Origin of the sequence: Halomonas sp. TA22, from assembly GCF_013009075.1 — a bacterium.
In the GTDB taxonomy this organism is placed as follows: domain Bacteria; phylum Pseudomonadota; class Gammaproteobacteria; order Pseudomonadales; family Halomonadaceae; genus TA22.
Genome location: NZ_CP053108.1, coordinates 1,706,912 through 1,728,396 on the forward strand (window position 1 = coordinate 1,706,912; position 21,485 = coordinate 1,728,396).

At 61.7% G+C, this 21,485-nt stretch carries 18 protein-coding genes; 14 read left to right on the forward strand and 4 right to left on the reverse strand.

Annotation, left to right across the window (positions count from 1 at the left end; genetic code table 11):
- Positions 1–167 precede the first annotated feature (167 nt).
- The 10 genes from ccoN to fnr all read left to right on the forward strand — a co-directional run bounded on the left by ccoN (position 168) and on the right by fnr (position 9,725).
- Positions 168–1,592 (forward strand): cytochrome-c oxidase, cbb3-type subunit I, encoded by a 1,425-nt coding sequence (ccoN, locus tag HJD22_RS07985; protein ID WP_208656547.1) that lies wholly within the window; start codon positions 168–170, stop codon positions 1,590–1,592.
- A 22-nt stretch (positions 1,593–1,614) separates the two neighbouring features.
- Positions 1,615–2,223, forward strand: coding sequence for a cytochrome-c oxidase, cbb3-type subunit II (ccoO, locus tag HJD22_RS07990; protein WP_208656546.1), 609 nt, complete (start codon positions 1,615–1,617; stop codon positions 2,221–2,223).
- Positions 2,224–2,225: 2 nt separating this feature from the next.
- Positions 2,226–2,456 carry a cbb3-type cytochrome c oxidase subunit 3 gene (locus HJD22_RS07995; RefSeq protein WP_208656545.1) on the forward strand — a complete coding sequence of 77 codons (231 nt, stop codon included), beginning with the start codon at positions 2,226–2,228 and terminating at the stop codon, positions 2,454–2,456.
- Positions 2,453–3,382, forward strand: coding sequence for a cytochrome-c oxidase, cbb3-type subunit III (gene ccoP / locus HJD22_RS08000; protein ID WP_208656544.1), 930 nt, complete (start codon positions 2,453–2,455; stop codon positions 3,380–3,382). Before HJD22_RS07995 ends, ccoP begins: the two co-directional genes overlap by 4 nt.
- Before the next feature lie 119 nt (positions 3,383–3,501).
- Positions 3,502–4,941: a cytochrome c oxidase accessory protein CcoG gene (gene ccoG / locus HJD22_RS08005; protein WP_248730165.1), complete on the forward strand. Its 1,440-nt coding sequence runs from the start codon at positions 3,502–3,504 to the stop codon at positions 4,939–4,941.
- Between the two features lie 2 nt (positions 4,942–4,943).
- A complete protein-coding gene (locus HJD22_RS08010) occupies positions 4,944–5,453 on the forward strand; it encodes a FixH family protein (RefSeq protein WP_248730166.1) in 510 nt (169 codons plus the stop codon).
- Between the two features lie 8 nt (positions 5,454–5,461).
- Entirely contained in the window at positions 5,462–7,942 is a 2,481-nt protein-coding gene (locus HJD22_RS08015) for a heavy metal translocating P-type ATPase (protein WP_208656543.1), read from the forward strand.
- Complete coding sequence (gene ccoS / locus HJD22_RS08020; RefSeq protein ID WP_208656542.1) at positions 7,939–8,163, forward strand: cbb3-type cytochrome oxidase assembly protein CcoS; 225 nt, start codon at positions 7,939–7,941, stop codon at positions 8,161–8,163. Before HJD22_RS08015 ends, ccoS begins: the two co-directional genes overlap by 4 nt.
- Positions 8,163–8,873: a sulfite exporter TauE/SafE family protein gene (locus HJD22_RS08025; RefSeq protein WP_208656541.1), complete on the forward strand. Its 711-nt coding sequence runs from the start codon at positions 8,163–8,165 to the stop codon at positions 8,871–8,873. The genes ccoS and HJD22_RS08025 overlap by 1 nt, the downstream gene beginning before the upstream one ends.
- A gap of 108 nt (positions 8,874–8,981) precedes the next feature.
- Positions 8,982–9,725, forward strand: coding sequence for a fumarate/nitrate reduction transcriptional regulator Fnr (gene fnr, locus HJD22_RS08030; RefSeq protein WP_208656540.1), 744 nt, complete (start codon positions 8,982–8,984; stop codon positions 9,723–9,725).
- Between the two features lie 71 nt (positions 9,726–9,796).
- On the opposite strand, the gene ttcA is transcribed toward fnr, so the two are convergent.
- The 3 genes from ttcA to HJD22_RS08045 all read right to left on the reverse strand — a co-directional run bounded on the left by ttcA (position 9,797) and on the right by HJD22_RS08045 (position 13,286).
- A complete protein-coding gene (ttcA, locus tag HJD22_RS08035; protein WP_248730167.1) occupies positions 9,797–10,687 on the reverse strand; it encodes a tRNA 2-thiocytidine(32) synthetase TtcA in 891 nt (296 codons plus the stop codon).
- A gap of 101 nt (positions 10,688–10,788) precedes the next feature.
- On the reverse strand, positions 10,789–11,397 hold the full coding sequence (locus HJD22_RS08040; protein WP_208656539.1) for a 3'-5' exonuclease: 609 nt from the start codon (positions 11,395–11,397) through the stop codon (positions 10,789–10,791).
- A gap of 71 nt (positions 11,398–11,468) precedes the next feature.
- On the reverse strand, positions 11,469–13,286 hold the full coding sequence (locus tag HJD22_RS08045; protein ID WP_208656538.1) for a putative nucleotidyltransferase substrate binding domain-containing protein: 1,818 nt from the start codon (positions 13,284–13,286) through the stop codon (positions 11,469–11,471).
- Positions 13,287–13,994: 708 nt separating this feature from the next.
- Here HJD22_RS08045 and HJD22_RS08050 point away from each other — a divergent pair.
- From HJD22_RS08050 to HJD22_RS08065, 4 genes are all read left to right on the forward strand, one after another.
- Positions 13,995–14,255 carry a DUF4212 domain-containing protein gene (locus HJD22_RS08050; RefSeq protein WP_208656537.1) on the forward strand — a complete coding sequence of 87 codons (261 nt, stop codon included), beginning with the start codon at positions 13,995–13,997 and terminating at the stop codon, positions 14,253–14,255.
- A gap of 6 nt (positions 14,256–14,261) precedes the next feature.
- Positions 14,262–16,058, forward strand: a complete 1,797-nt coding sequence (locus tag HJD22_RS08055; protein WP_208656536.1) for a sodium:solute symporter family protein — start codon at positions 14,262–14,264, stop codon at positions 16,056–16,058.
- A 93-nt stretch (positions 16,059–16,151) separates the two neighbouring features.
- Complete coding sequence (locus HJD22_RS08060; RefSeq protein WP_208656535.1) at positions 16,152–16,667, forward strand: hypothetical protein; 516 nt, start codon at positions 16,152–16,154, stop codon at positions 16,665–16,667.
- Positions 16,668–16,742: 75 nt separating this feature from the next.
- Positions 16,743–20,690 carry a NahK/ErcS family hybrid sensor histidine kinase/response regulator gene (locus HJD22_RS08065; protein WP_208656534.1) on the forward strand — a complete coding sequence of 1,316 codons (3,948 nt, stop codon included), beginning with the start codon at positions 16,743–16,745 and terminating at the stop codon, positions 20,688–20,690.
- Positions 20,691–20,788: 98 nt separating this feature from the next.
- On the opposite strand, the gene HJD22_RS08070 is transcribed toward HJD22_RS08065, so the two are convergent.
- Positions 20,789–21,457, reverse strand: a complete 669-nt coding sequence (locus HJD22_RS08070; RefSeq protein ID WP_208656533.1) for a response regulator transcription factor — start codon at positions 21,455–21,457, stop codon at positions 20,789–20,791.
- Between the last annotated feature and the right edge of the window lie 28 nt (positions 21,458–21,485).

A 21,485-nucleotide genomic window follows, 5' to 3' on the forward strand; every position in this document is an offset into this window, starting at 1 on the left:
TCCTGCTAATGACCAGGGAACACGTTAGACATATTCAGCTTAGGGTCGGGCTGCGCTAGAATCCCCGCCCGATAACTTGATCTGCATCATCATACGTGCGGTCGCGCCCGGGCAAACTGGCGCCCGGCACTACTCCTCCCCCACCTCGCGTTCGATGGGAACCTGACATGAGCACAGCATTTGAACACCCGACCTACAACTACAAAGTAGTTCGGCAGTTCGCGATCATGACGGTGGTCTGGGGCATCGTGGGCATGACCCTCGGTGTCATTCTGGCTGCCCAGTTGATCTGGCCCGAACTGAATCTTGGATTGCCGTGGACGAGCTTCGGACGCTTGCGCCCGCTGCACACCAATGCGGTGATCTTCGCCTTCGGTGGCTCGGCGCTGTTCGCCACCTCCTACTATGTCGTGCAACGGACCTGTCAGACGCGCCTGATATCGGACAAGCTTGCCGCCTTTACGTTCTGGGGCTGGCAGGCGGTGATCGTCGCCGCGGTCATCTCACTGCCGCTGGGCTATACCACCTCCAAGGAGTACGCCGAGCTTGAGTGGCCGATCAGCATCCTGATCGCCGTGGTGTGGGTGAGTTATGCCGCCGTGTTCCTCGGTACCATCAAGATTCGCAAGACGCCGCACATCTACGTGGCCAACTGGTTCTTCGCGGCGTTCATCCTGACCGTCGCGGTGCTGCACATCGTCAACAACCTGGCGATTCCGGTCACCGCGATGAAGTCCTACTCGATCTATGCCGGCGCCATCGACGCCATGGTGCAGTGGTGGTATGGCCACAATGCGGTAGGTTTCTTCCTGACCGCGGGCTTCCTCGGCATGATGTACTACTTCGTGCCCAAGCAGGCCGAGCGCCCGATCTACTCCTACCGCCTCTCCATTGTGCACTTCTGGGCGCTGATCATCATCTACATGTGGGCCGGCCCGCACCACCTGCACTACACCGCGCTGCCGGACTGGGCGCAGTCGCTGGGCATGGTGATGTCGATCATCCTGCTGGCTCCCTCCTGGGGCGGCATGATCAACGGCATGATGACCCTTTCCGGCGCCTGGCATAAGCTGCGCACCGATCCGACCCTGCGCTTCTTGGTCGTTGCCCTTTCGTTCTATGGCATGTCGACCTTCGAAGGTCCGATGATGGCGATCAAGACGGTCAACGCGCTCTCCCACTATACCGACTGGACCATCGGCCACGTGCATGCCGGCGCCCTGGGCTGGGTCGCGATGATCACCATCGGTTCCATCTACCACCTGATCCCGCGCCTCTATGGTCAGAGCGAGATGTACTCGGTCAAGCTGGTCGCCGTGCACTTCTGGCTCGCCACCATCGGCACCGTACTGTACATCGCCGCGATGTGGGTCAACGGCATCATGCAGGGCCTGATGTGGCGCGCCGTGAATGCCGACGGCACGCTGATGTACACCTTCATCGAGTCTGTCGAGGCCAGCAGCCCCGGTTATGTCGTGCGCTGGATCGGCGGCCTGTTCTGGATCACCGGCATGATGCTGATGGCACTCAATACCTACATGACCATCAAGCGTAGCGCTGCCGCCGAACAGCCGCTGCCGCAGACCGCCTGAGCAACCAGGGAAGCCGTTAGCAATGAAACATGAAATCGTCGAAAAGAACGTAGGCCTTCTCGCAGTGCTGATTCTGGTGGTGATCAGCTTCGGCGGGCTGGCCGAGATCGTGCCGCTGTTCTTCCAGGAGGATACCACGGAGCCGGTGGATGGCCTGCAGCCCTACTCGGCGCTGGAGCTCGAGGGACGCGACATCTACATCCGTGAGGGCTGCGTGGGGTGCCATTCGCAGATGATCCGTCCGTTCCGCGCCGAGACCGAGCGCTATGGTCACTACAGCGTGGCGGGCGAGTTCGTCTATGACCACAACTTCCTGTGGGGCTCCAAGCGTACCGGGCCCGACCTCGCTCGGGTCGGCGGCCGCTACAGTGACGACTGGCACCGTGCACACATGTACAACCCGCGCGATGTGGTACCGGAGTCGATCATGCCGGCCTATCCATGGCTGTTCAGCAACACTCTCGATGGCGAAACCACGCCGCGCAAGATGGAAGCACTACGACGTCTAGGGGTCCCCTACACCGATGAGGACATCACCAATGCCACCAGCCAGGTACGTGGCCAGCAGGAGATCACCGCGCTGATCGCCTATCTGCAGCAGTTGGGCACGGTGTTGGAGGGTACTCGCTGATCATGGATACCGGAACGTTTCGCGGCATCATCGCATTCCTGGTGCTGGTCTCCTTTCTCGGGATCACCTGGTGGGCCTACTCCAGGCGTCGTAAGACGGATTTCGAGGAGGCTGCCAATCTGCCCTTCGCTGAAGATGACGAGCTGCTGCCCCATAACAACCGTGCCCAGAAAGGCGAGCCTGACACTCGCCCGACAGATTCCCGCCAAGACAAGGGAGACAGGAACACATGAACAACCTTTGGGGTGACGCCCTCTCCAGCTTCTGGAGCGCCTGGATCATCGTCATCACGCTGGGCACCATTGCCTTCAGCGCCTGGATCCTGTTCGCCAATCGCCGCACCGATAAGATCCCCGACCCTGATGGCAACGTCGAGACCACCGGCCATGCCGCCGACGGTATCGAGGAGTACGACAACCCGCTGCCACGCTGGTGGTTCATGCTCTTCGTCGGCACCATCTTCTTCGCGTTGGGCTATCTGGCGCTCTATCCGGGGCTTGGCAACTACCGTGGCGTGTTGGGCTGGACCCAGGTCGGCCAATGGGAGGAGGAAGTCGCCCAGGCCGAGCAGCGCTATGCACCGATCTTTGCCAACTATGGTGAAATTCCGATTCCCGAGCTTGCACGCGACGGCGAGGCGATGCGCGTGGCCGAGCGTATCTATCAGAACAACTGCGCAGTCTGCCATGGCTCCAATGCCCAGGGTGGCTACGGCTTTCCCAACCTGACCAATGACGACTGGCTGTATGGCGGGGAGCCGGAACACATCGTCACCACGCTGGTGCGTGGACGTAACGGCTTGATGCCCTCCTGGCAGCAACTGGGCCAGAACAATATCGAGAACGTGACCCAGCATGTCCTGGCGCTCTCCGACCTCGAGCATGACGAGGAGCGGGCAAGCCAGGGGCAGACAATCTTCGCCGCCTCGTGTGCCGCCTGTCATGGTGCGGAAGGGCAAGGCAACCAGGCACTGGGCGCGCCCAACCTGACCAATGACATCTGGCTCTATCAAGCGCCGGGGCAGAGCGTAGCCGACTCGGTTCGCCAGACGCTGCGCAATGGCCGCAACGGTCATATGCCCGCCCAGGCAGCCTATATCGGTGAGGACCGGGTGCACCTGGTCGCCGCCTACGTCTATAGCCTGCGCTTCAACGACTGACGCTTCGGCAGGTGCGGCCTGGGGTCGCACCTGCCCTTTTCCTTCTCTTACATCCTTATAATAATCAGCGTCATCTCCCCCCTTCGCTTCGCCCTCATACCGCCTAACACGGAATCGCCATGTCTGATAGGATTCCCAGCCGTGATATCACCCATCATGACGTTGGCCAACATATCCCCCAGGCCGTGAGCCAGGAGATGTATGCCAAGCGGCAGCATATCTATGTGCGTGAGATAAAAGGCTTTTTTCAGCGCGTCCGCCGCGTCTCCAACTGGGCATTGATGGCACTGTTCTTCGTTACCCCTTGGATCAACTGGGGTAATCGCCCGGCGGTGTGGTTCGACCTGCCCTCGCGGGAGTTCCATATCCTGGGGGGCACCTTCTATCCCCAGGAGTTCATCCTGCTGTCGTGGCTGCTGATCATCTGCGCCTTCGGGCTGTTTCTGATCACCGTCTTCGCCGGCCGGGTATGGTGTGGCTATACCTGCCCGCAGAGCGTCTGGACCTTCCTGTTCCTGTGGGTGGAGCAGCGTCTGGAAGGACCCCGCCACCGCCGCATCAAGCTCGACAGACAGCCGATGACCTTCGACAAGGCGTGGCGCAAGACGGCCAAGCATGCAGTGTGGCTTGCCATCGCCTTCGCCACCGGACTGACCTTCGTCGGCTACTTCACGCCGATTCGCGAGCTGTTGGTCGAGCTGCCCACGCTGAACGCGAATGGCTGGGCCTATTTCTGGGTCGGGTTCTTCCTGGTCTTCACCTACCTCAACGCTGGCTGGCTGCGCGAGCAGGTGTGCATCTACATGTGCCCCTATGCGCGCTTCCAGTCGGTGATGTTCGACCGCGACAGCCTGATCGTCTCCTACGACGAGGCACGTGGCGAACCACGCGGGTCGCGCAAGAAGGGCCTGTCTCATGAAGAGGCGCGCGCCGCCGGCCATGGCGACTGCATCGACTGCGACCTCTGCGTCCAGGTCTGCCCCACCGGCATCGACATCCGTAAGGGACTGCAGTACGAATGCATCAGTTGTGCGGCGTGCATCGATGCCTGCAACAGCGTGATGGATCGCATGAGCTATCCGCGCGGACTGATTCGCTACACCACCGAGCGCGCCCTGACGGGAGGCAAGACGCATATTCTGCGCCCTCGCCTGCTCGGCTATCTGGCCGCGCTGCTGGTGATGATCGGCCTTTTCGTCTGGACCCTTGGCGAGCGGGTGCCGCTGGAGTTCGATCTCGAACGCGACCGCAACCAGCTCTACCAGATGACCCGGGACGGGCGCATCAGCAACGTTTATACACTCAACATTCGCAATCTCGACGATAGCGACCATACCTACCTAATTCGGGCCGAAGGGCTGACCGGACTCACCCTCGAAGGCAATGGCCGAGTCAGCGTGAGTGCCGGCAGCACCCGCATGGCAGTCATCGAACTGACCCTCGCCCCCGATGACATCGATCTGCCCAGCCATCCGATTCAGATAAGCCTCGAATCCCTGGATGACGAGCGGATCACCCAACAACGTGAAACGCGCTTTATCGGACAGATCAGGAGATAGCCTTGAGCACTTCCACTTCGATTCCCCCATGGTACAAACAGTTCTGGCCATGGTTTCTGCTTGGCCTGCTGATGACCTCCATCACCGTAAGCACCACCATGCTGTTCGTGGCGATCCGCACCGCCGACGGTATGGTGCAGGAGGATTACTACGAGCACGGACGTGCCATCAACGTGGTACTGGCCAAGCAGCAGCGTGCCGCAGAGCTTGAACTCGCCGGCGAGCTGATGGTCGATAGCGCCACCGGAGACATCATCCTCGACCTGAGCGGTGATGCGCGCCCCGACCAGCTCCTGCTCAAGCTGATCTTCCCGACCCAGGACGATCGCGATCAGGAGTTCACCCTCGAGCACGTGCGTGATGGCCGCTATGTAGGCCAGACGACGGAGCGCCTCCAGTACCGCTGGTATCTGCAGCTGCAGCCAAGCGGTGAGACGCCCGAGTGGCGTCTTACCGGGGAAGCGCGCTTCCCCAGAGAGACTACCATCGAGCTCACGCCGGGCGGAGCCTGACGCCAGCGATGAATGCCGCCGCTAACCCCACGGCCCTCGACCAGCTTGGCGCCTGCTATCACTGCGGAAGCCAGGTGCCACAGGGCGCACCGTGGAGCATTACGCTCGACGAGCAGGCCTATCCCTTGTGCTGCCCCGGCTGCGAGGCAGTGGCGCACGCCATCGTGGGTGGCGGCCTGGCCAGCTATTACCGCTTCCGCACCGAACTGCCCGAGCGGCCTGACGATCGTCAGAGCAGTCGTGCCGATACCTGGGCGGTGTTCGACGATCCTGGTCTGCAGCGGGAGTTCGTGCACCCCGAAGGCGACGCCGGTCAGGTGGCTGCCACGCTGGCGGTGGATGGCATCACCTGCGCGGCCTGCGCCTGGCTGATCGAGCACCGGCTCAATGCCCTCGACGGTATCACCTCCAGTGCCGTCAACCTCACCCATCACCGGGTGAGGGTGGCCTGGGATCCCGCACGCGTGAAGCTCTCTCAGATCCTTGCCGAGATGGCGGCGATCGGTTATAGCGCCCAGCCCTACGAACCCGATGAGGCACAGAATCGTCTTCAGCACGAAGAGCGCATGAACGTACGGCGACTGATCGTTGCCGCCGTGGGCATGATGCAGGTGATGATGTTCTCGGTGCCGATCTATGTCGCCGGACCTGGGCAGATCAGCGCCGACTTCTACGCCCTGTTCCACTGGCTCTCCTTCGCTCTGGCCACGCCAGTGGTGTTCTTCTCCGCGCTACCCTTCTTTCGCAATGCACTGCGCGATCTGCGTACCGGTGTGCTGGGCATGGACGTGCCGGTGTCGATCGCCATCGGTGGGGCGTATCTCGCCAGTGGCTATGCGGTAATCTTCGATGTCGGCGAGGTCTACTTCGACTCGGTGGCGATGTTCACCTGCTTCCTGCTGTTCGGCCGCTATGTCGAGACCCGCGCCAGGCGGCGCAGCGGCCATAGCGGCAATGCCATGTCCGGTGCCCTGCCGCTGTCGGCGATTCGGCTCACCGATGCGGGCGAGGAGCGTATCCTGCCGGCAAGCCAGCTCACCGCCGGCGATCGGGTACTGGTCAAGCCTGGCCACGGCGTGCCTGCCGACGGGGTGATCGAGGATGGCGAATCGAGCCTCGACGAATCGATGCTCACCGGCGAGTACCTGCCAGTGACGCGGCGCGTCGGTGACAGCGTCACAGGCGGCAGCCAGAACGTCGAGAGCCCGCTGATCGTGCGCGTCACCCGGGCGGGGCGTGAGGCGCGAGTGGCGAGCATCGTCGACCTGACCGATCGCGCCTTCGCCAGCCGACCCAAGATCGCCGAGATGGCCGCGCGCATGTCGCACCTGTTCGTCCTGCGCCTGCTTCTAGTGACCGCCTGCGTATCGATCGCCTGGTGGTTCATCGATCCCTCACGGGTGCTGTGGGTGACGCTCTCGGTCCTGGTGGTGACGTGCCCCTGCGCCTTGGCACTGGCCACGCCTACCGCGCTGACCGCCGGGCACGGACAGCTGCGCCGGCGCGGCGTGCTGATCACCCGGGCACATGCCATCGAGGGACTCTCCCAGGCAACCCGGATCATCTTCGACAAGACCGGCACCCTGACCCGCGGCGAGATGCAGCTGGTGGAGACACGCCCGATCGGCAGCGCAGACGAGGGCGATGCCGAGCGCATGCGCACCCTGGCTGCCGCCCTGGAGGCGCACTCCGAACACCCCATCGCTCGCGCCTTCCGCCCCTACCGGCTGGCCACGGTGCGTGCAAGCGACGTGGTCAGCCGCCCGGGCCTTGGCCTGGAGGGCGATATCGCGGGGCGACGCTATCGCCTGGGCAAGCCTGTTTTCGCTGCCCCCGACAAGGCCTGCGAGGCACCCGGGGAGGGCCAGTGGCTACTGCTCTCAGAGGACGATGAGCCGCTGGCCTGGTTCGCCCTGCACGATCATCTGCGCGAAGATGCCGCGTCCACCGTCTCGGCACTTCAGGCCGCCGGACTCAAGGTCAGCCTGCTCTCGGGCGACAACGCTTCCACCGTCTCGGCACTGTCCCACAAGCTGGGTATCGATGATTGGCACGCTGGCGCCAGCCCCGAAGGCAAGCTTGCCCATATCGAAGCGCTACAGGCCGCCGGCGAAACCGTAGTGATGATCGGCGATGGCATCAACGATGTGCCGGTACTGGCCGGCGCCAATGTCTCGATCGCCATGAATGGCGCCACCGATCTGGCCCGCACCAGCGCCGATGCCGTGTTGCTGAGTCCGCGCCTGGAGCGTATCGTCGAAGCGATCGAGATCACCCGAGCCACACGGCGTATCATTCGCCAGAACCTGATCTGGTCGGTGTGCTATAACTTCTCCGCCCTGCCCTTGGCAGCAATCGGCATCGTGCCCCCCTGGGTGGCGGCGATCGGCATGTCAGCCAGCTCTCTGGTCGTGGTCGGTAACGCCCTGCGACTGGGGCGCATTCGCACCACGCCACGCCCCGTCATCATGCAAACGGAGCCCGCATGACGATTCTCTATCTGCTGATTCCCCTGACCCTGATTCTGCTGGCGCTGGCCATCTGGGCCTTCTTCTGGGCGGTGAGGAACGATCAGTTCGAGGATCTCGAAGGCCCCGCGCATCGCATCTTGTTCGACGAGGATGAAAACGACTTCACCCCCGAAGAGCGCGAGCGCCGGGCCAGGGCTCGCCGCGACAAGACCGGCAATGATGAGTCCCCGAAGGCCTGATGAATCCCACCGGTCTCGATCTGCCGCCCTTCGTGGCGGCCTTCGTCTTCGGCCTGCTTGGCGGCGCCCACTGCATCGGCATGTGCGGCGGCATCATGAGTGCCCTGACGTTTGCCGTCCCCCCCAGCATGCGACATCCGGCTCGGCTCACAGGGTTGCTGCTGGGCTACAACCTGGGACGTATCGGCAGTTACATGCTGGCCGGGGCGCTGGTCGCAGGCCTGGGGACGCTACTGGGCGGCCTTGCCGGCGAGATCCGCCTGGCGTTGCAGGTGCTTGCCGCGGTAATGCTGATCATGATGGCGCTCTATATCGCCAACTGGTGGAAGGGACTGCTGCGCGTCGAGGCGCTCGGACGCCGGCTGTGGCGCCATGTGGAGCCGCTGGGGCGCAAGTTGATGCCGGTAGTGCGGGTGCCCCAGGCAATGGCCCTGGGGGCCGTCTGGGGCTGGCTCCCCTGCGGTTTGGTCTACTCGATGCTGGCCTGGAGTCTGGCAATGGCCGATCCCCTGCGCGGCGCGCTGCTGATGGCCGCTTTCGGGCTAGGAACACTGCCCGCTCTGGTAGCCACCGGGCTCGCCGCACGCACGCTTGGCAACTTGATTCGTCATCCGGCCACGCGTGCTATCGCCGCAACGTTGATCATCGCATTCGCGCTTTGGCAGCTCTGGCACCTGCTGCCGATAGGCAACATGCATCAAAGCCATTGACGCTTCGCATCGCGCCCGTCACTCTTTGGCCTATACCCTGTTGTTAACCCACATTAATAATGTTGCTAGAGGTTACCAACACAATCGAGACAGTATCAGGAGGACGACATGTCTCCCACGGCTCCCGCGCAGCGTTGCGCGCGTCTCAATGAAACCCGTTGCCAGACCTGCAGCCTGAGCTCGCTATGTCTTCCTCTGGCCCTCGAACTCGACGATGTCGATCAGTTCGATGCGATCATTCGCCGCCGCACGCCATTGAAGAAAGGCGAGGCGCTGTTCTATCAGGGCACCTCCTTCAACAGCGTGTTCGCCGTGCGCTCAGGCAGCCTCAAGCAGTTGACCAGCGACGGCAACGGCAATGACCAGTTGACCAATTTTTACCTGCCAAGCGAGCTGGTGGGACTGGATGCCATAGACGAAGAGTTCTATCCTGGCACGGTGACGGCGCTCGAGACGACCACCGTCTGCGAGATCCCCTTCGATCGGCTGGACACGCTCTCCGAGCAGCTGCCCGAGCTGCGTGGCCAGCTCTACCGCAGCATGAGCCGCGAGATGCGCGACGATCGCCGCATGATGCGCCTGCTGTCGAGCAAGACCGCAGACGAGCGTCTGGCGAGCTTCTTCACCAGCCTCTCGACCCGCTTCCGTCGCCGTGGCTACTCGCCTTACAGCTTCCGCCTCTCCATGTCGCGGGCCGATATCGGCAACTACCTGGGGCTGGCGGTGGAGACCGTCAGCCGTATCCTGGGGCGCTTCCAGCAGCAGGGGCTGGTGTCGGTCTCGGGACGCGAGGTCAACATCCTCGACCTGGATGCACTGGCGGCACTGGCCGAGGGGCATAGCGGCTCCTGACGATACCATGTGCTGGCAACGAAAAGGCCAGGCCCCCTGCGGGCCTGGCCTTTTCGCTGTGGCGCCCGGCGCTACGCCTGACGCGCCAGGTCCAACGCCTCGATACGGTTGTCACGCAGGCGCGCCTGCTTGGCTTCGAGCCCCGCGAAATCGAACAGTTCACGGTCGGCGAGCTGGGAGGGGGCGACGTTGGTGACCGCCTTGAACATCGTCTCCAGTCGCCCGGGGTGCTTGACCTCCCACTCGGCGAGCATCTCCTTGACCACCTGTCGCTGCAGATTGGGTTGCGAGCCGCACAGGTTGCAGGGGATGATCGGAAACGCCATCTGCCTGGCGAACTCGGCGATATCCGCCTCCCTGCAGTAGGCCAGCGGACGAATCACGATGTTCTTGCCATCGTCGGAGAGCAGCTTGGGCGGCATTGCCTTGAGCTTGCCGCCGAAGAACATGTTGAGAAACAGCGTCTCGAGGATGTCCTCGCGGTGGTGGCCCAGTGCCACCTTGGTCGCGCCGATCTCTTCGGCGAAGCCATAGAGCGAGCCGCGACGCAGCCGTGAGCAGAGCGCGCAGGTGGTCTTGCCCTCCGGAGTTTTCTCCTTGACCACAGAATAAGTGTCCCGCTCGAGGATGTGGTAGTCGACGCCGATCGAGTCGAGATACTCAGGCAGCACATGCTCGGGGAAACCGGGCTGCTTCTGATCTAGGTTGACCGCCACCAGCGAGAAGTCCACCGGCGCACTGCGCTGAAGATTCATGAGAATCTCCAGCATGGTGTAGGAGTCCTTGCCACCGGAGAGGCATACCATCACCCTGTCGCCCTCCTGGATCATCGCGTAGTCGATGATCGCATTGCCGACCTGGCGACGCAGACGCTTCTGAAGCTTGTTGAACTCACGCTTCTGCCTGGCAGCCAGCGTCTGAGCGTTATCCGCCACGGCGGTATCGGGCAAGCGATGGGACACGGGAGACTCTGTCATGATCACAGCGAAACTGACGGGAATGAAGACCAATTCTACCACTCCCTCAAATAGCTTTCGATCAGGTTGTCTCAACAAAAGGCGTGCTAGCGAATCCCTTTCTGCAAGCGCATATGCATCAACGCGGTGGTCACGGCATCGCCCAGGACCGAGTGGCGCCCCATCACCGGCACTTGCAGCCGGGCAGCCGCCGTATCGAAGCACAGGCAGGCATCGAGTTCCTGATTCCCGCGGCGTTGCTCGCGCCGACAGCTCTGCGACACGTCGATTAGTGCATTGGGCAGGTCGAAACCGTAGCGGGGTCGCAGGTAACGGTTGAGGATGGCAACGTCATGCTCCACGCGCCAGCCCACCAGCGGCCGGTTGCCGATGAAATCGAGCAGCTTGGCCAGCGCATCGCTCACGCTCACCCCCTCATCCAGATCGATGCCCCGCAGGCCATGTAGACATATCGAATCGCCGTTCAGGCTAGCCGGCCGCGTCAGGCGCAGATCCAGCGAGTCACTGGTCAATACCCGCTCGCCGCGTATCCTGACGGCAGCAATCGAGACCAGCTCGGCGGTGCGACTATCCTCGCCAGTGGCCTGGCAAGCGATGGCGACCATCTCCTCACCGGTATAGGGATTGAATAGCCAGCCATAATCGCCATCGGCCTGACGGCGTCTATCGGCAGCACGCCTTAATACTCTCAACATGCGCTTCGCTCCTTGAAGGTCATAGATCGTCTCGCTCCGTACTTGTCGGTACTCTCTGTTTTGTTCAAGCACTAGTACTCAAGATGAAAACGGTGGGAAAGGCTCTGCTTGAAATCCTTCACCATGTGCATGGCCTCCCGCAGCAGATCGCGCTCCAGGGACGAAAGCTGCTGCACCACCACCCGGTTGGCATCATCGCCGCTGCGCTTGCCGTCGAGACGCTCGAGCTGCTGTCTGAGGCGCAGCTCGGTAAAGAGCGCCAGCGCCTCGCCCAGGTCCTCGGCGAAACTCGCCTCCAGACGTCCTTCGGCGGCCAGCGCGTCGAGCCGCTCAAGCGTAGAGGTCGCGCGAATGCCACGCTCAAGCGCCAGGGTGCGCACACCATGGACGATGGGAAAGATGCCTCCCTTCTTGATGTCGATGCCGTGCTGGGGCTTCTTGAGCGAGCCAAACAGCGTCAGCGGCGTGGAGAAGCGCAGCGCCGGGCGGGCGAAGTTATAGAGCAGCAGCTCGTCTCGCGAGGCGCGCTCAAAGATCGGGTCGCGGACCCGTTCGAGCAGCCGAGAATTGCCGGCGACGCCATGGGCATCGAGCATGATCGCCAGATTCATCAGGCTGTCGCCGTCACGCGAGCTGGCCCAGCGCGCCACGCGCTGGCGCCAGCCCCGCTCGCTATCTATCCAGGCAGGGTTGGAAACCATGATATTACCGGGGCACAGAGGGTAGCCGAGACGGATCAGCGTGTCGGTGAAGGCGCTCATCTGCTTGGCGCACTCGGGCCACTCCAGGTCATCGGCGAGAATCAATCCGTTGTCCTGGTCGGTCTTGAGCATCTGCTCGCCGCGCCCCTCACTGCCCATCACCATCAGGCAACTGTGGTCGCGATATCGCTCATCGACAGTGAACTCCCAGGCTTTGGTCATGATTCGCCCATTGAGCGCCGATAACAGGCCCATCGCGAAACGCAGCTTGACCCCCTGAGCCATCAACGCCTTGATCAGTTCCGGCGTGCGCGCACTGGCTCGGGCCAGCTCCTCCAGGCTGTCGGCCTGTTCGACCTGCAGGCTGACCACGTAACTGCGGCTGGAGAAGTAGCTGAGCACATCGGTCAGTTCGACGACACCGACCGGTTTTTCATGCTCGACGACGACCACCCGCGCCACCTTGTACCGAGTCATGCGTACCAGCGCCTCGAACAGGTATTGGCCGGCCCCAGCAGTGACAAGTGTGAAATTGGCGGCCTGGATGGCCAGGCTCTCCTGACCAAGGCCTTCAATCACCAGGGCATTGAGCAGGTCCGTCTTGGTGATCATGCCGACACGCTCACTATCGCCGATCAGTAAGCTGTCGGCGCGGCTGGCATTGAGCGTGCTGACCGCCACGGCAATGGTAGTGTCTACACCCACCATCAGTGGTTCGCGCATGCAATCGCATATACGGGCCAGCATGAAGCCCGCCATGGTCACCCCGCCCTCGGCGCGACGCTCCGTCAATAGACGTGCCTTGTGCGACAGGCTCTGGCGAAAGAACTCGGCGAAGGGAGGATAGTCGCCACAGAGCCGCTCGAAGAGCGCCTTGGGTAGTAGGTAGCAGAGACTCTCCTGCTCGGCCTTGAATCGGTAGCGACTCTTGCCGTTGAGAATGCTGATGGCACCGAACAGATCGCCGGTGGTGTACTGACCGATATGTGCCTGCGCGCTGGGCAGCGTCGGGTCGAGCTCCGCCACCTCGCCTTTATGGATGAAAAAGACGAACTCACCGGATTGGCCGGCGTCGATGATCACTTCTCCATTGTCGAAATAGGCCAGATCGACCCCACCGCGCACGAGCTCCCGGCCAGTGTCATCCAGCAGCGTGAAGGGTGGCTGGGAGAGATCGATATCGACCATGTTGCTTCCCTCTAGTATGTCGGCATCGAATTCGGAAAACGCCGAGCCAACGTTCGATCTCGCCAAATATCCAACGGCAGTACTTAATGCAAAAGTCTAATGCTTATCCATTGATCACAACGATTCATGGCGTCAAGCAATAAATGCCACCACACCACCATTAGACACTAGAAGCAGCACTACATCCCTACATCTTATAATGGCCAACCAAGAGTAGAAATACCATCTTTTCGCAAAAAGCTAGACTATTGTTCTATCTCCCCACAACCTAGACTATTGTTTATAAGGCCAAGCCTAGACCATCGTCCTACGCAGGGACTTATCACGCCACGAACAACTCAATGAATAACAAATAACGCATTGATTTAAATAGATTAAATAAAAACAGTCTCAATCAACTTCTTCTCATAATACCAAAGTATGGGATTTTAATTTTTGCATTTGTTGCCCACTATTAAGTCGAATGCTGAAGGTCGATCTCATGGCGATAATGCACCTGTACATAGGAAAAGAGAGGTGATGGGAGCGGAAATATAACCGAGCAAACCGGGATTAAATCCAACCCTTGCTACTGGTTAACAACCTACTTCCACATTGTTATCGCACGTAGGCTGGCTTAACCCATCGCGAGCGTTCCCTGCGAGTCCCGCCTGGCAAGACAGGCCAATTCCTGGAACGTCCCATCATGAACAAGCGGAGAGCATTACCATGGCAGATGATAAATCCAACGCTGCTGCTTACTGGTCGGCGAACGTTCGTCTGATTACCGGTTGCCTGATTGTCTGGGCACTGGTTTCTTATGGCTTCGCCATCTTGCTGCGCCCATTGCTGTCTGGCATTCCCATCGGCGGTACGGACCTGGGCTTCTGGTTTGCCCAACAGGGTTCAATTCTCACCTTTATCGGCCTGATCTTCTTCTATGCCTGGAGAATGAATCGGCTGGACAAGAAGTTTGGACTCGGGGAGTAAACCAGCATGAGTCAATTTGCCATCAACCTGCTCTTCGTGGGCGCCTCCTTCGCGCTCTATATCGGCATCGCCATCTGGGCCAGGGCCGGCTCGACAAAGGACTTCTATGTCGCCGGGGGAGGCGTTCATCCAATCACCAATGGCATGGCCACCGCCGCTGACTGGATGTCGGCGGCTTCCTTCATTTCAATGGCCGGGTTGCTGTCGTCAGGTGGCTATGCCAACTCCTCCTACCTGATGGGCTGGACAGGCGGCTTCGTCATCCTGGCACTGCTGCTTGCTCCTTACCTGCGCAAGTTCGGCAAGTTCACGGTGCCCGACTTCATCGGTGACCGTTTCTACAGCACGACAGCGCGTACCGTGGCGGTAGTCTGCCTGATCGTCGCCTCGGTGACCTATGTCATCGGCCAGATGACCGGCGCCGGCGTTGCCTTCTCTCGCTTCCTGGAAGTGAGCAATACCTGGGGCATCTGGATCGCTGCCTTCATCGTCTTCCTCTATGCCGTCTTTGGCGGCATGAAGGGCATCACCTATACCCAAGTGGCGCAGTACATCGTGTTGATCGTGGCTTATACCATTCCGGCTGTGTTCATCTCTCTGCAGCTGACCAGCAACCCGATTCCGATGTTCGGCATGTTCAGTACCCACGACGAATCCGGCATCCCGCTGCTCGCCAAGCTGAACGAAGTGCTCAACGAGCTGGGCTTCCGAGACTACACGTCAGATGAGCCCAACAAGCTCAACATGGTGCTGTTCACCCTGTCGCTGATGGTGGGTACCGCGGGGCTGCCCCACGTCATCATTCGCTTCTTCACCGTGCCCAAGGTGGCAGATGCTCGCTGGTCCGCCGGCTGGGCGCTGGTGTTCATCGCGATTCTCTATCTCACCGCCCCGGCCGTCGCTTCCATGGCGCGCCTGAATCTACTGACTACCATCTATCCGGAGGCGATCGGCCAGGTGGATTCTTACGAAGACGCCATGGCGAATCCGCTGGTCTATGAAGAGCGGCCGGACTGGATCAGGACCTGGGAAGAGACGGGGCTGATCACTTTCACTGACCTGAACGAGGATGGGCGCATCCAATCCTACAACGCTGCCAACCCTGCATTCGCAGAGACAGCGGCAGAGCGTGGCTGGGAGGGCGACGAACTCAACGTCAACAACGATATCCTGGTATTGGCCAACCCAGAGATCGCCAACCTGCCCGGCTGGGTGGTCGGCCTGATCGCAGCGGGCGGTATCGCCGCGGCGCTCTCGACAGCGGCGGGTCTGCTGCTGGCGATCTCCTCGGCGATCAGTCATGACTTGATCAAGAAGACCATCAATCCCAACATCACGGAAAAAGGTGAGATGCTCGCGGCACGGCTCTCCATGGCGGGCGCTATCCTGTTGGCAACGTACCTGGCGCTCAACCCACCCGGATTTGCGGCGCAGACGGTCGCCCTGGCCTTCGGCCTCGCCGGCGCCTCGATCTTCCCCGCATTGATGATGGGTATCTTCTCCAAGCGCATGAACAGCACCGGTGCGATCTGCGGCATGCTGGCGGGTCTGGGTGTCACCGTGGTGTACATCTTCACCTACCTGGGCTGGTTCTTCATCCCCGGCACCAACACGCTGCCCAACACACCGGATGGCTGGCTGTTCGGTATCTCGCCGCTCTCCTTCGGTGCAGTGGGTGCATTGATCAACTTCGCGGTCGCCTACGCTGTCTCCAGCGTGACCGCAGCACCCCCACAGGAGATCCAGAACCTGGTGGAGAGCGTTCGCTATCCCAAGGGCGCTGGCGCAGCGATCGATCACTAAGCCATAATAGGCTCCGCTCAGCGAGACCTGTCGCGGAACCAAACCAGATCGGGCTTCCCTTGGGAAGCCCGATTGCTTTCAGGAAGACAGCGCATGATATGGCATTTGATAGCGGCAATCTTTGCAGGCCTTGGTGCAGCGGGTGTGGGGTTACTGTTGCGCGTCGTCAGTGGTAGACGCCTGCCCCGCTGGATCGTGCCGGTATGTGCAGGCCTTGGCATGCTGGCCTACCAGATTCATCACGAATACTCCTGGTTCAACCACAAGCAGCATCAGTTGCCGGCAGCGGCTCAGGTGATCTCCTCCGAGCAGGATTCGGTCTTCTGGCGCCCTTGGACTTACCTCTTCCCGATGACGACCGCCTTCAGCGTCATCGATCAGGGCAACATGATCTCTCGCCAGGTCGATGGTCAGCATCTGGTCGAGTTCATGCTCTACCGCTTCGAACGGCATCACATGGACCTGGTGACCCACCGCCCCTACCTGATGAACTGTGCCACCCACGAATCACTGCCCCTCGAGGGAGAGCAGCGGCAGCCCCGATTCCATGAAATGCGCCGTGTCGATGACAGCGATCCCGTATATCAGGCCGTGTGTGCCGAGACCTGAGCATTTATCCCACCTCGATGAGGGATTAACCACGGCATTGCCCTAGAATGGCCGCAGATCCGAGGGAGAGAGCGCATGTTTTCCGGTTGGCTGCTGATTGCCGTTTCACTCACCTACATTGCCGTGCTGTTCGCCATCGCCTGGCACGGCGATCGCAATGCCCAGCGCTACGGCGCCAGTCGACGACGCCCCATCATCTACAGCCTGGCGCTGGCAATCTACTGCACCTCCTGGACCTTCTATGGGGCGGTCGGTGAAGCCGCCACCTCGGGCTGGTCGTTCGCCAGCATCTTCGTCGGACCGATTCTGACCTTCCTGCTGTTCTGGCCAGTACTGGCCAAGATGATCCGCGTGGCGAAGCACCAGAACGTCACCTCGATTGCCGACTTCATCGCCTCGCGCTACGGCAAGACGCAGTCGCTTGCCGCCTTTGCAAGCCTGGTGGCCCTGATCGGCACGCTGCCCTATATCGCCCTGCAGCTCAAGGCGGTCTCCACCTCGTTCATGGTGCTCACCGACACCTCGGACATGACCCGTGCACCACTGTTCGCCGATACCGGTTTCTACGTCGCCGCCGTGATGGCGATATTTGCGATTCTGTTCGGCACCCGCCACACCGATGCCACCGAACATCACGAGGGGCTGGTGCACGCCATCGCCTTCGAATCGCTGGTCAAGCTGGCGGCGTTCCTGCTGCTTGGGGCCTATGTCACCTGGGGCCTGTTCGATGGCCTTGGCGACCTGCTCGGCCATGCCGAACAGCAGCTGCAGCTGCAGCGCCAGCTGGCCGAGCAGGATTTCGGACGCAGCTTCTGGGCCCAGACACTGCTCGCGATGCTGGCGGTCTTTTGCCTGCCACGCCAGTTCCATGTCGCCGTGGTGGAGAACACCCATCGCGACGATGCCGCCAAGGCGCGCTGGCTGTTTCCTCTCTATCTGCTGATATTCGGCTTCTTCGTGCTGCCCATCGCCGCCGCAGGACTGACGATGTTCCCTAGCGGCGATATCGAGCCCGATACCTTCGTGCTGGCCATCCCCATGGCCGCAGGCAACGACCTGCTGACCCTGCTCACCTTCATCGGCGGCTTCTCGGCGGCCACCGGCATGGTGATCGTGGCCACCGTTGCGGTATCGATCATGATCTCCAACGAGATCGTCATTCCGGCGCTGTTCCGCCTGCGCTGGTTCGATACCAAGCCTCGCGACTTCGGCCGACTGGTACTGCGCGCGCGTCGCGTCACTATCGTGGTGATCCTGGCACTCGCCTATGGTTTCTATCAGCTGATCGCCGAGTACGGCACGCTGGCCTCGACCGGCATGCTGTCATTCGCCGCCGCCGCGCAGTTCGCCCCCGCCTTGATCGGCGGCCTCTACTGGAAGCGCGGCAACCGCCTGGGGGTGGTGGTCGGCATGAACATCGGCTTTGCCATCTGGGCGTATACCCTGATGCTACCGACGCTGATCACCGCCGGCGTATTGCCGAGCGGCTGGCTCAGCGTCGGCCCGCTGGGCATCACCTGGCTTGCCCCCACCCAGCTGTTCGGTCTCAATATCGGCGACAGTTTCACCCATGGGGTAATGCTCTCGCTGGGGCTCAACCTGTTCTTCTACATCTTCGTCTCGCAGATGACGCCCCAGCGGGTGGTCGAGCGCATCCAGGCCTCGCTGTTCGTCGACAGCGTCGAGACCCGCCAGACCTCGGTCAACCGGCCCTGGACCGGCGCCACCACGGTAGGCGACCTCAAGGTACTCTGCGAGCGCTTCCTGGCCGCCAATCAGGTCAATCGCGCCTTCGACGACTACGCTCGCCGCACCGGCAAGCCTCTCGAGGAGTCGGCTCGCGCCTCCATTGACGTCATCCAGTTCACCGAGCGCTTCCTCGCCTCGGTGCTCGGGGCCTCCTCGGCGCGCATCGTGGTCAACTCGGCCCTGCAGGGGCGCGGCATCGGCATTTCGGATGTGATCTCGATCGTCGACGAGGCCTCCCAGGTACTGGAGTTCAACCGCGCCCTGCTGCAGGCAACCATCGAGAACATCAATCAGGGCATTAGCGTGGTCGACCAGAACCTGCGCCTGGTGGTGTGGAACCAGCGCTATCTGGAGCTATTCCGCTTCCCCGATCACCTAATCCGCGTCGGCGCACCGATCGACCAGATCTTCCGCTACAACGCGCATAACGGCGAATACGGTCCCGGCGACCCGGAGGAGCATGTCGACCTGCTGATCGACAACATCCGCCAGGGACAGCCGCATCGCTACGTGCGCTATCGCCTGGACGACAGCGTGCTCGAGGTCCAAGGCAACCCGATGCCAGGAGGCGGCTTCGTCTACACCTACCAGGACATCACCCAGCAGAAGCGCATCGAGGAGGCGCTGATCCGCTCGGAGAACAATATCCGCATCTACACCGACAACGTGCCGGCGCTGATCGCCTATTTCGACAAGGAGTGTCGCTATCTCTTCACCAACCGCGCCTACGAGCAGGCCTTCGGCATCGACCGCAACGTGGTGATCGGCAAGCGTGTGGACGAGGTGCTCAAGCCCACCATCTCCCGCGATCGCGGTCCCTGGATGCAGCGTGCCCTGCAAGGGGATCGGGTCAGCTTCGAGGTGTCGATGGGCGACCAGGAGGGGGGGACGCGCCACATGCTGGTCACCTATACGCCCCACTTCGGCGACAGCGGTTCGATACTGGGCTTCTTCTCGCTCTACCAGGACATCACCGAGCGGCGCCTGGCGGAGATGGCCCTCAAGGAGACCAACGAGCATCTCGAGGAGCGTGTGCGCGAGCGCACTCAGGCGCTCTCGGAAGCCAACGCCGCTCTGCGCCAGGAGAACCGCGTGCGCGCCGAGGCTGAACTGGCACTGCGTCAGGCCAAGCAGATCGCCGAGGATGCCAACACCTCCAAGACGCGCTTCCTGGCCGCCGCCAGCCACGATCTGCTGCAGCCGCTCAATGCCGCACGGCTGTTCACCTCGGCACTATCTCAGGAGGTCGAGGCCGAGGATATGAAGCGCACCATCGGCCATATCGATAACTCGCTGCAAGCCGCCGAGGAGCTGCTCGGCACGCTACTCGACATCTCCAAGCTCGACGCCGGCGCCCTGACGCCCAGGCGCAGCCATTTCGCCCTGGCCGATATCATCCGCCCGCTACGGGCCGAGTTCCAGGTGATGGCCGAGGAGCGCGGTCTCGACATGGAGGTGGTGGCTACGGCCTGTTGGGTCGACAGCGATCCGCAGATGCTCAGGCGCATCGTGCAGAATTTCCTCTCCAACGCCATACGCTATACCCAGCACGGGCGCGTGCTGCTCGGTTGCCGGCGCAAGGGGGGGCGGCTCTCCATCGAGGTATGGGACAGTGGCCCGGGGATACCGGAATCGAAGCAGGCCGAGATCTTCCAGGAGTTTCGCCGTCTCGACCAGGCCTCGCGCCACAAGGAGAGCGAGAAGGGCCTGGGGCTGGGGTTATCGATCGCCGATCGCATGAGTCGTGTGCTCGATCATCCGATCCGCGTGCGCTCGTGGGAGGGCTCGGGGACGGTGTTCTCGGTCAGTGTGCCGATCGCCCCCGCTGGGGCGCCCCGCGTCGTCAACGACGATACCCCGGTACGGCGCGCCGGCAACAAGCTGACCGGCACTCGCATCATCTGCATCGACAACGAGACACTGATCCTTGAGGGCATGAAGGCGATGCTGACCGGCTGGGGCTGCGAAGTGTTCACCGCCACCACCATCGGCGGCGCCAAGTCGATCCTGCGCCATCTCGACGGTGACCCGGATGCGATTCTCGCCGACTATCACCTGGATAACGAAGTGACCGGCCTGATGGCGCTGGACGCCCTGGCCGAACGCTGCCAGGGCGTGGTGCCGGGAATCGTGATCACCGCCGACCGAACCGAAGAGGTCGCCGAGGAGGTCAAGCGTAGCGGCTATCATCTGCTGCTCAAGCCGGTACGCCCCGCCGCCCTGCGCGCCCTGCTGACGCGCACGCTGCAAGCCAGCCGAGCTGGCCGCCAGTAGTCAGTACCCTCTATCGCTAAAGACAACACCCCGTGGCGTTCATCATGCCACGGGGTGTTGTCTTGTCTTCGCACGACTGGCTTGTCGAGGCTAGCGCTTCAGGAGGAGGAGGCCACCTTCGGCGGCTCGACCTCGAGCTTCTGCGCCGCGATCACCGCCTGGGTCCGCGAGTGCACGCCCAGCTTGCGCAGGATGGCCGTGACGTGGGCCTTGATGGTCGCTTCGGAGACGTTAAGCTCATAGGCGATCTGCTTGTTGAGCAGCCCTTCGGTGAGCATGTTGAGGACGCGGAACTGCTGAGGCGTCAGCGAGGCAATGGCCTCGGCAAAGCGAGTCTCTTCCTCGTTGGACTCACCCATCACGTCGGCAAGCTCGGGGGGGAGCCATACTTCGCCCTCGAGAATCTCGCCCACCGCCTCGGCGATCAACGTAAGCGAAGAGGACTTGGGTATGAACCCCGAGGCGCCATAGTCGATGGCACGTCGCACCACGTAGGACTCATCGCTCCCAGAGACCACAGCTACCGGGATATCCGGCATCTGGCCACGCAGCTGTATGAGGCCGGAAAAGCCGTGGGCACCGGGCATATGCAGGTCGAGCAGGATCAGGTCGGCATCGGGATGGCGAGTGACCATATCAGTGGTCGCCTGCATGGTATCGGACTCGATGATTTCGGCCTGAGGTGACAACTGACGCAACGCCTGGGTCAGGGCGGCACGAAACAGCGGATGATCATCGGCAACTATAAACTTCTGGGCAAAGGCCATTGCATCTCCTCCGGTTCCTCTTGCAGCG

Excerpts from the sequence above, each read along its gene's own strand:
- ccoN (WP_208656547.1), top strand. The coding sequence starts at position 168 with ATGAGCACAGCATTTGAACACCCGACCTACAACTACAAAGTAGTTCGG.
- ccoO (WP_208656546.1), top strand. The coding sequence starts at position 1,615 with ATGAAACATGAAATCGTCGAAAAGAACGTAGGCCTTCTCGCAGTGCTG.
- HJD22_RS07995 (WP_208656545.1), top strand. The coding sequence starts at position 2,226 with ATGGATACCGGAACGTTTCGCGGCATCATCGCATTCCTGGTGCTGGTC.
- ccoP (WP_208656544.1), top strand. The coding sequence starts at position 2,453 with ATGAACAACCTTTGGGGTGACGCCCTCTCCAGCTTCTGGAGCGCCTGG.
- ccoG (WP_248730165.1), top strand. The coding sequence starts at position 3,502 with ATGTCTGATAGGATTCCCAGCCGTGATATCACCCATCATGACGTTGGC.
- HJD22_RS08015 (WP_208656543.1), top strand. The coding sequence starts at position 5,462 with ATGAATGCCGCCGCTAACCCCACGGCCCTCGACCAGCTTGGCGCCTGC.
- ccoS (WP_208656542.1), top strand. The coding sequence starts at position 7,939 with ATGACGATTCTCTATCTGCTGATTCCCCTGACCCTGATTCTGCTGGCG.
- HJD22_RS08025 (WP_208656541.1), top strand. The coding sequence starts at position 8,163 with ATGAATCCCACCGGTCTCGATCTGCCGCCCTTCGTGGCGGCCTTCGTC.
- fnr (WP_208656540.1), top strand. The coding sequence starts at position 8,982 with ATGTCTCCCACGGCTCCCGCGCAGCGTTGCGCGCGTCTCAATGAAACC.
- HJD22_RS08040 (WP_208656539.1), bottom strand. The coding sequence starts at position 11,397 with ATGTTGAGAGTATTAAGGCGTGCTGCCGATAGACGCCGTCAGGCCGAT.
- HJD22_RS08045 (WP_208656538.1), bottom strand. The coding sequence starts at position 13,286 with ATGGTCGATATCGATCTCTCCCAGCCACCCTTCACGCTGCTGGATGAC.
- HJD22_RS08050 (WP_208656537.1), top strand. The coding sequence starts at position 13,995 with ATGGCAGATGATAAATCCAACGCTGCTGCTTACTGGTCGGCGAACGTT.
- HJD22_RS08055 (WP_208656536.1), top strand. The coding sequence starts at position 14,262 with ATGAGTCAATTTGCCATCAACCTGCTCTTCGTGGGCGCCTCCTTCGCG.
- HJD22_RS08060 (WP_208656535.1), top strand. The coding sequence starts at position 16,152 with ATGATATGGCATTTGATAGCGGCAATCTTTGCAGGCCTTGGTGCAGCG.
- HJD22_RS08065 (WP_208656534.1), top strand. The coding sequence starts at position 16,743 with ATGTTTTCCGGTTGGCTGCTGATTGCCGTTTCACTCACCTACATTGCC.
- HJD22_RS08070 (WP_208656533.1), bottom strand. The coding sequence starts at position 21,457 with ATGGCCTTTGCCCAGAAGTTTATAGTTGCCGATGATCATCCGCTGTTT.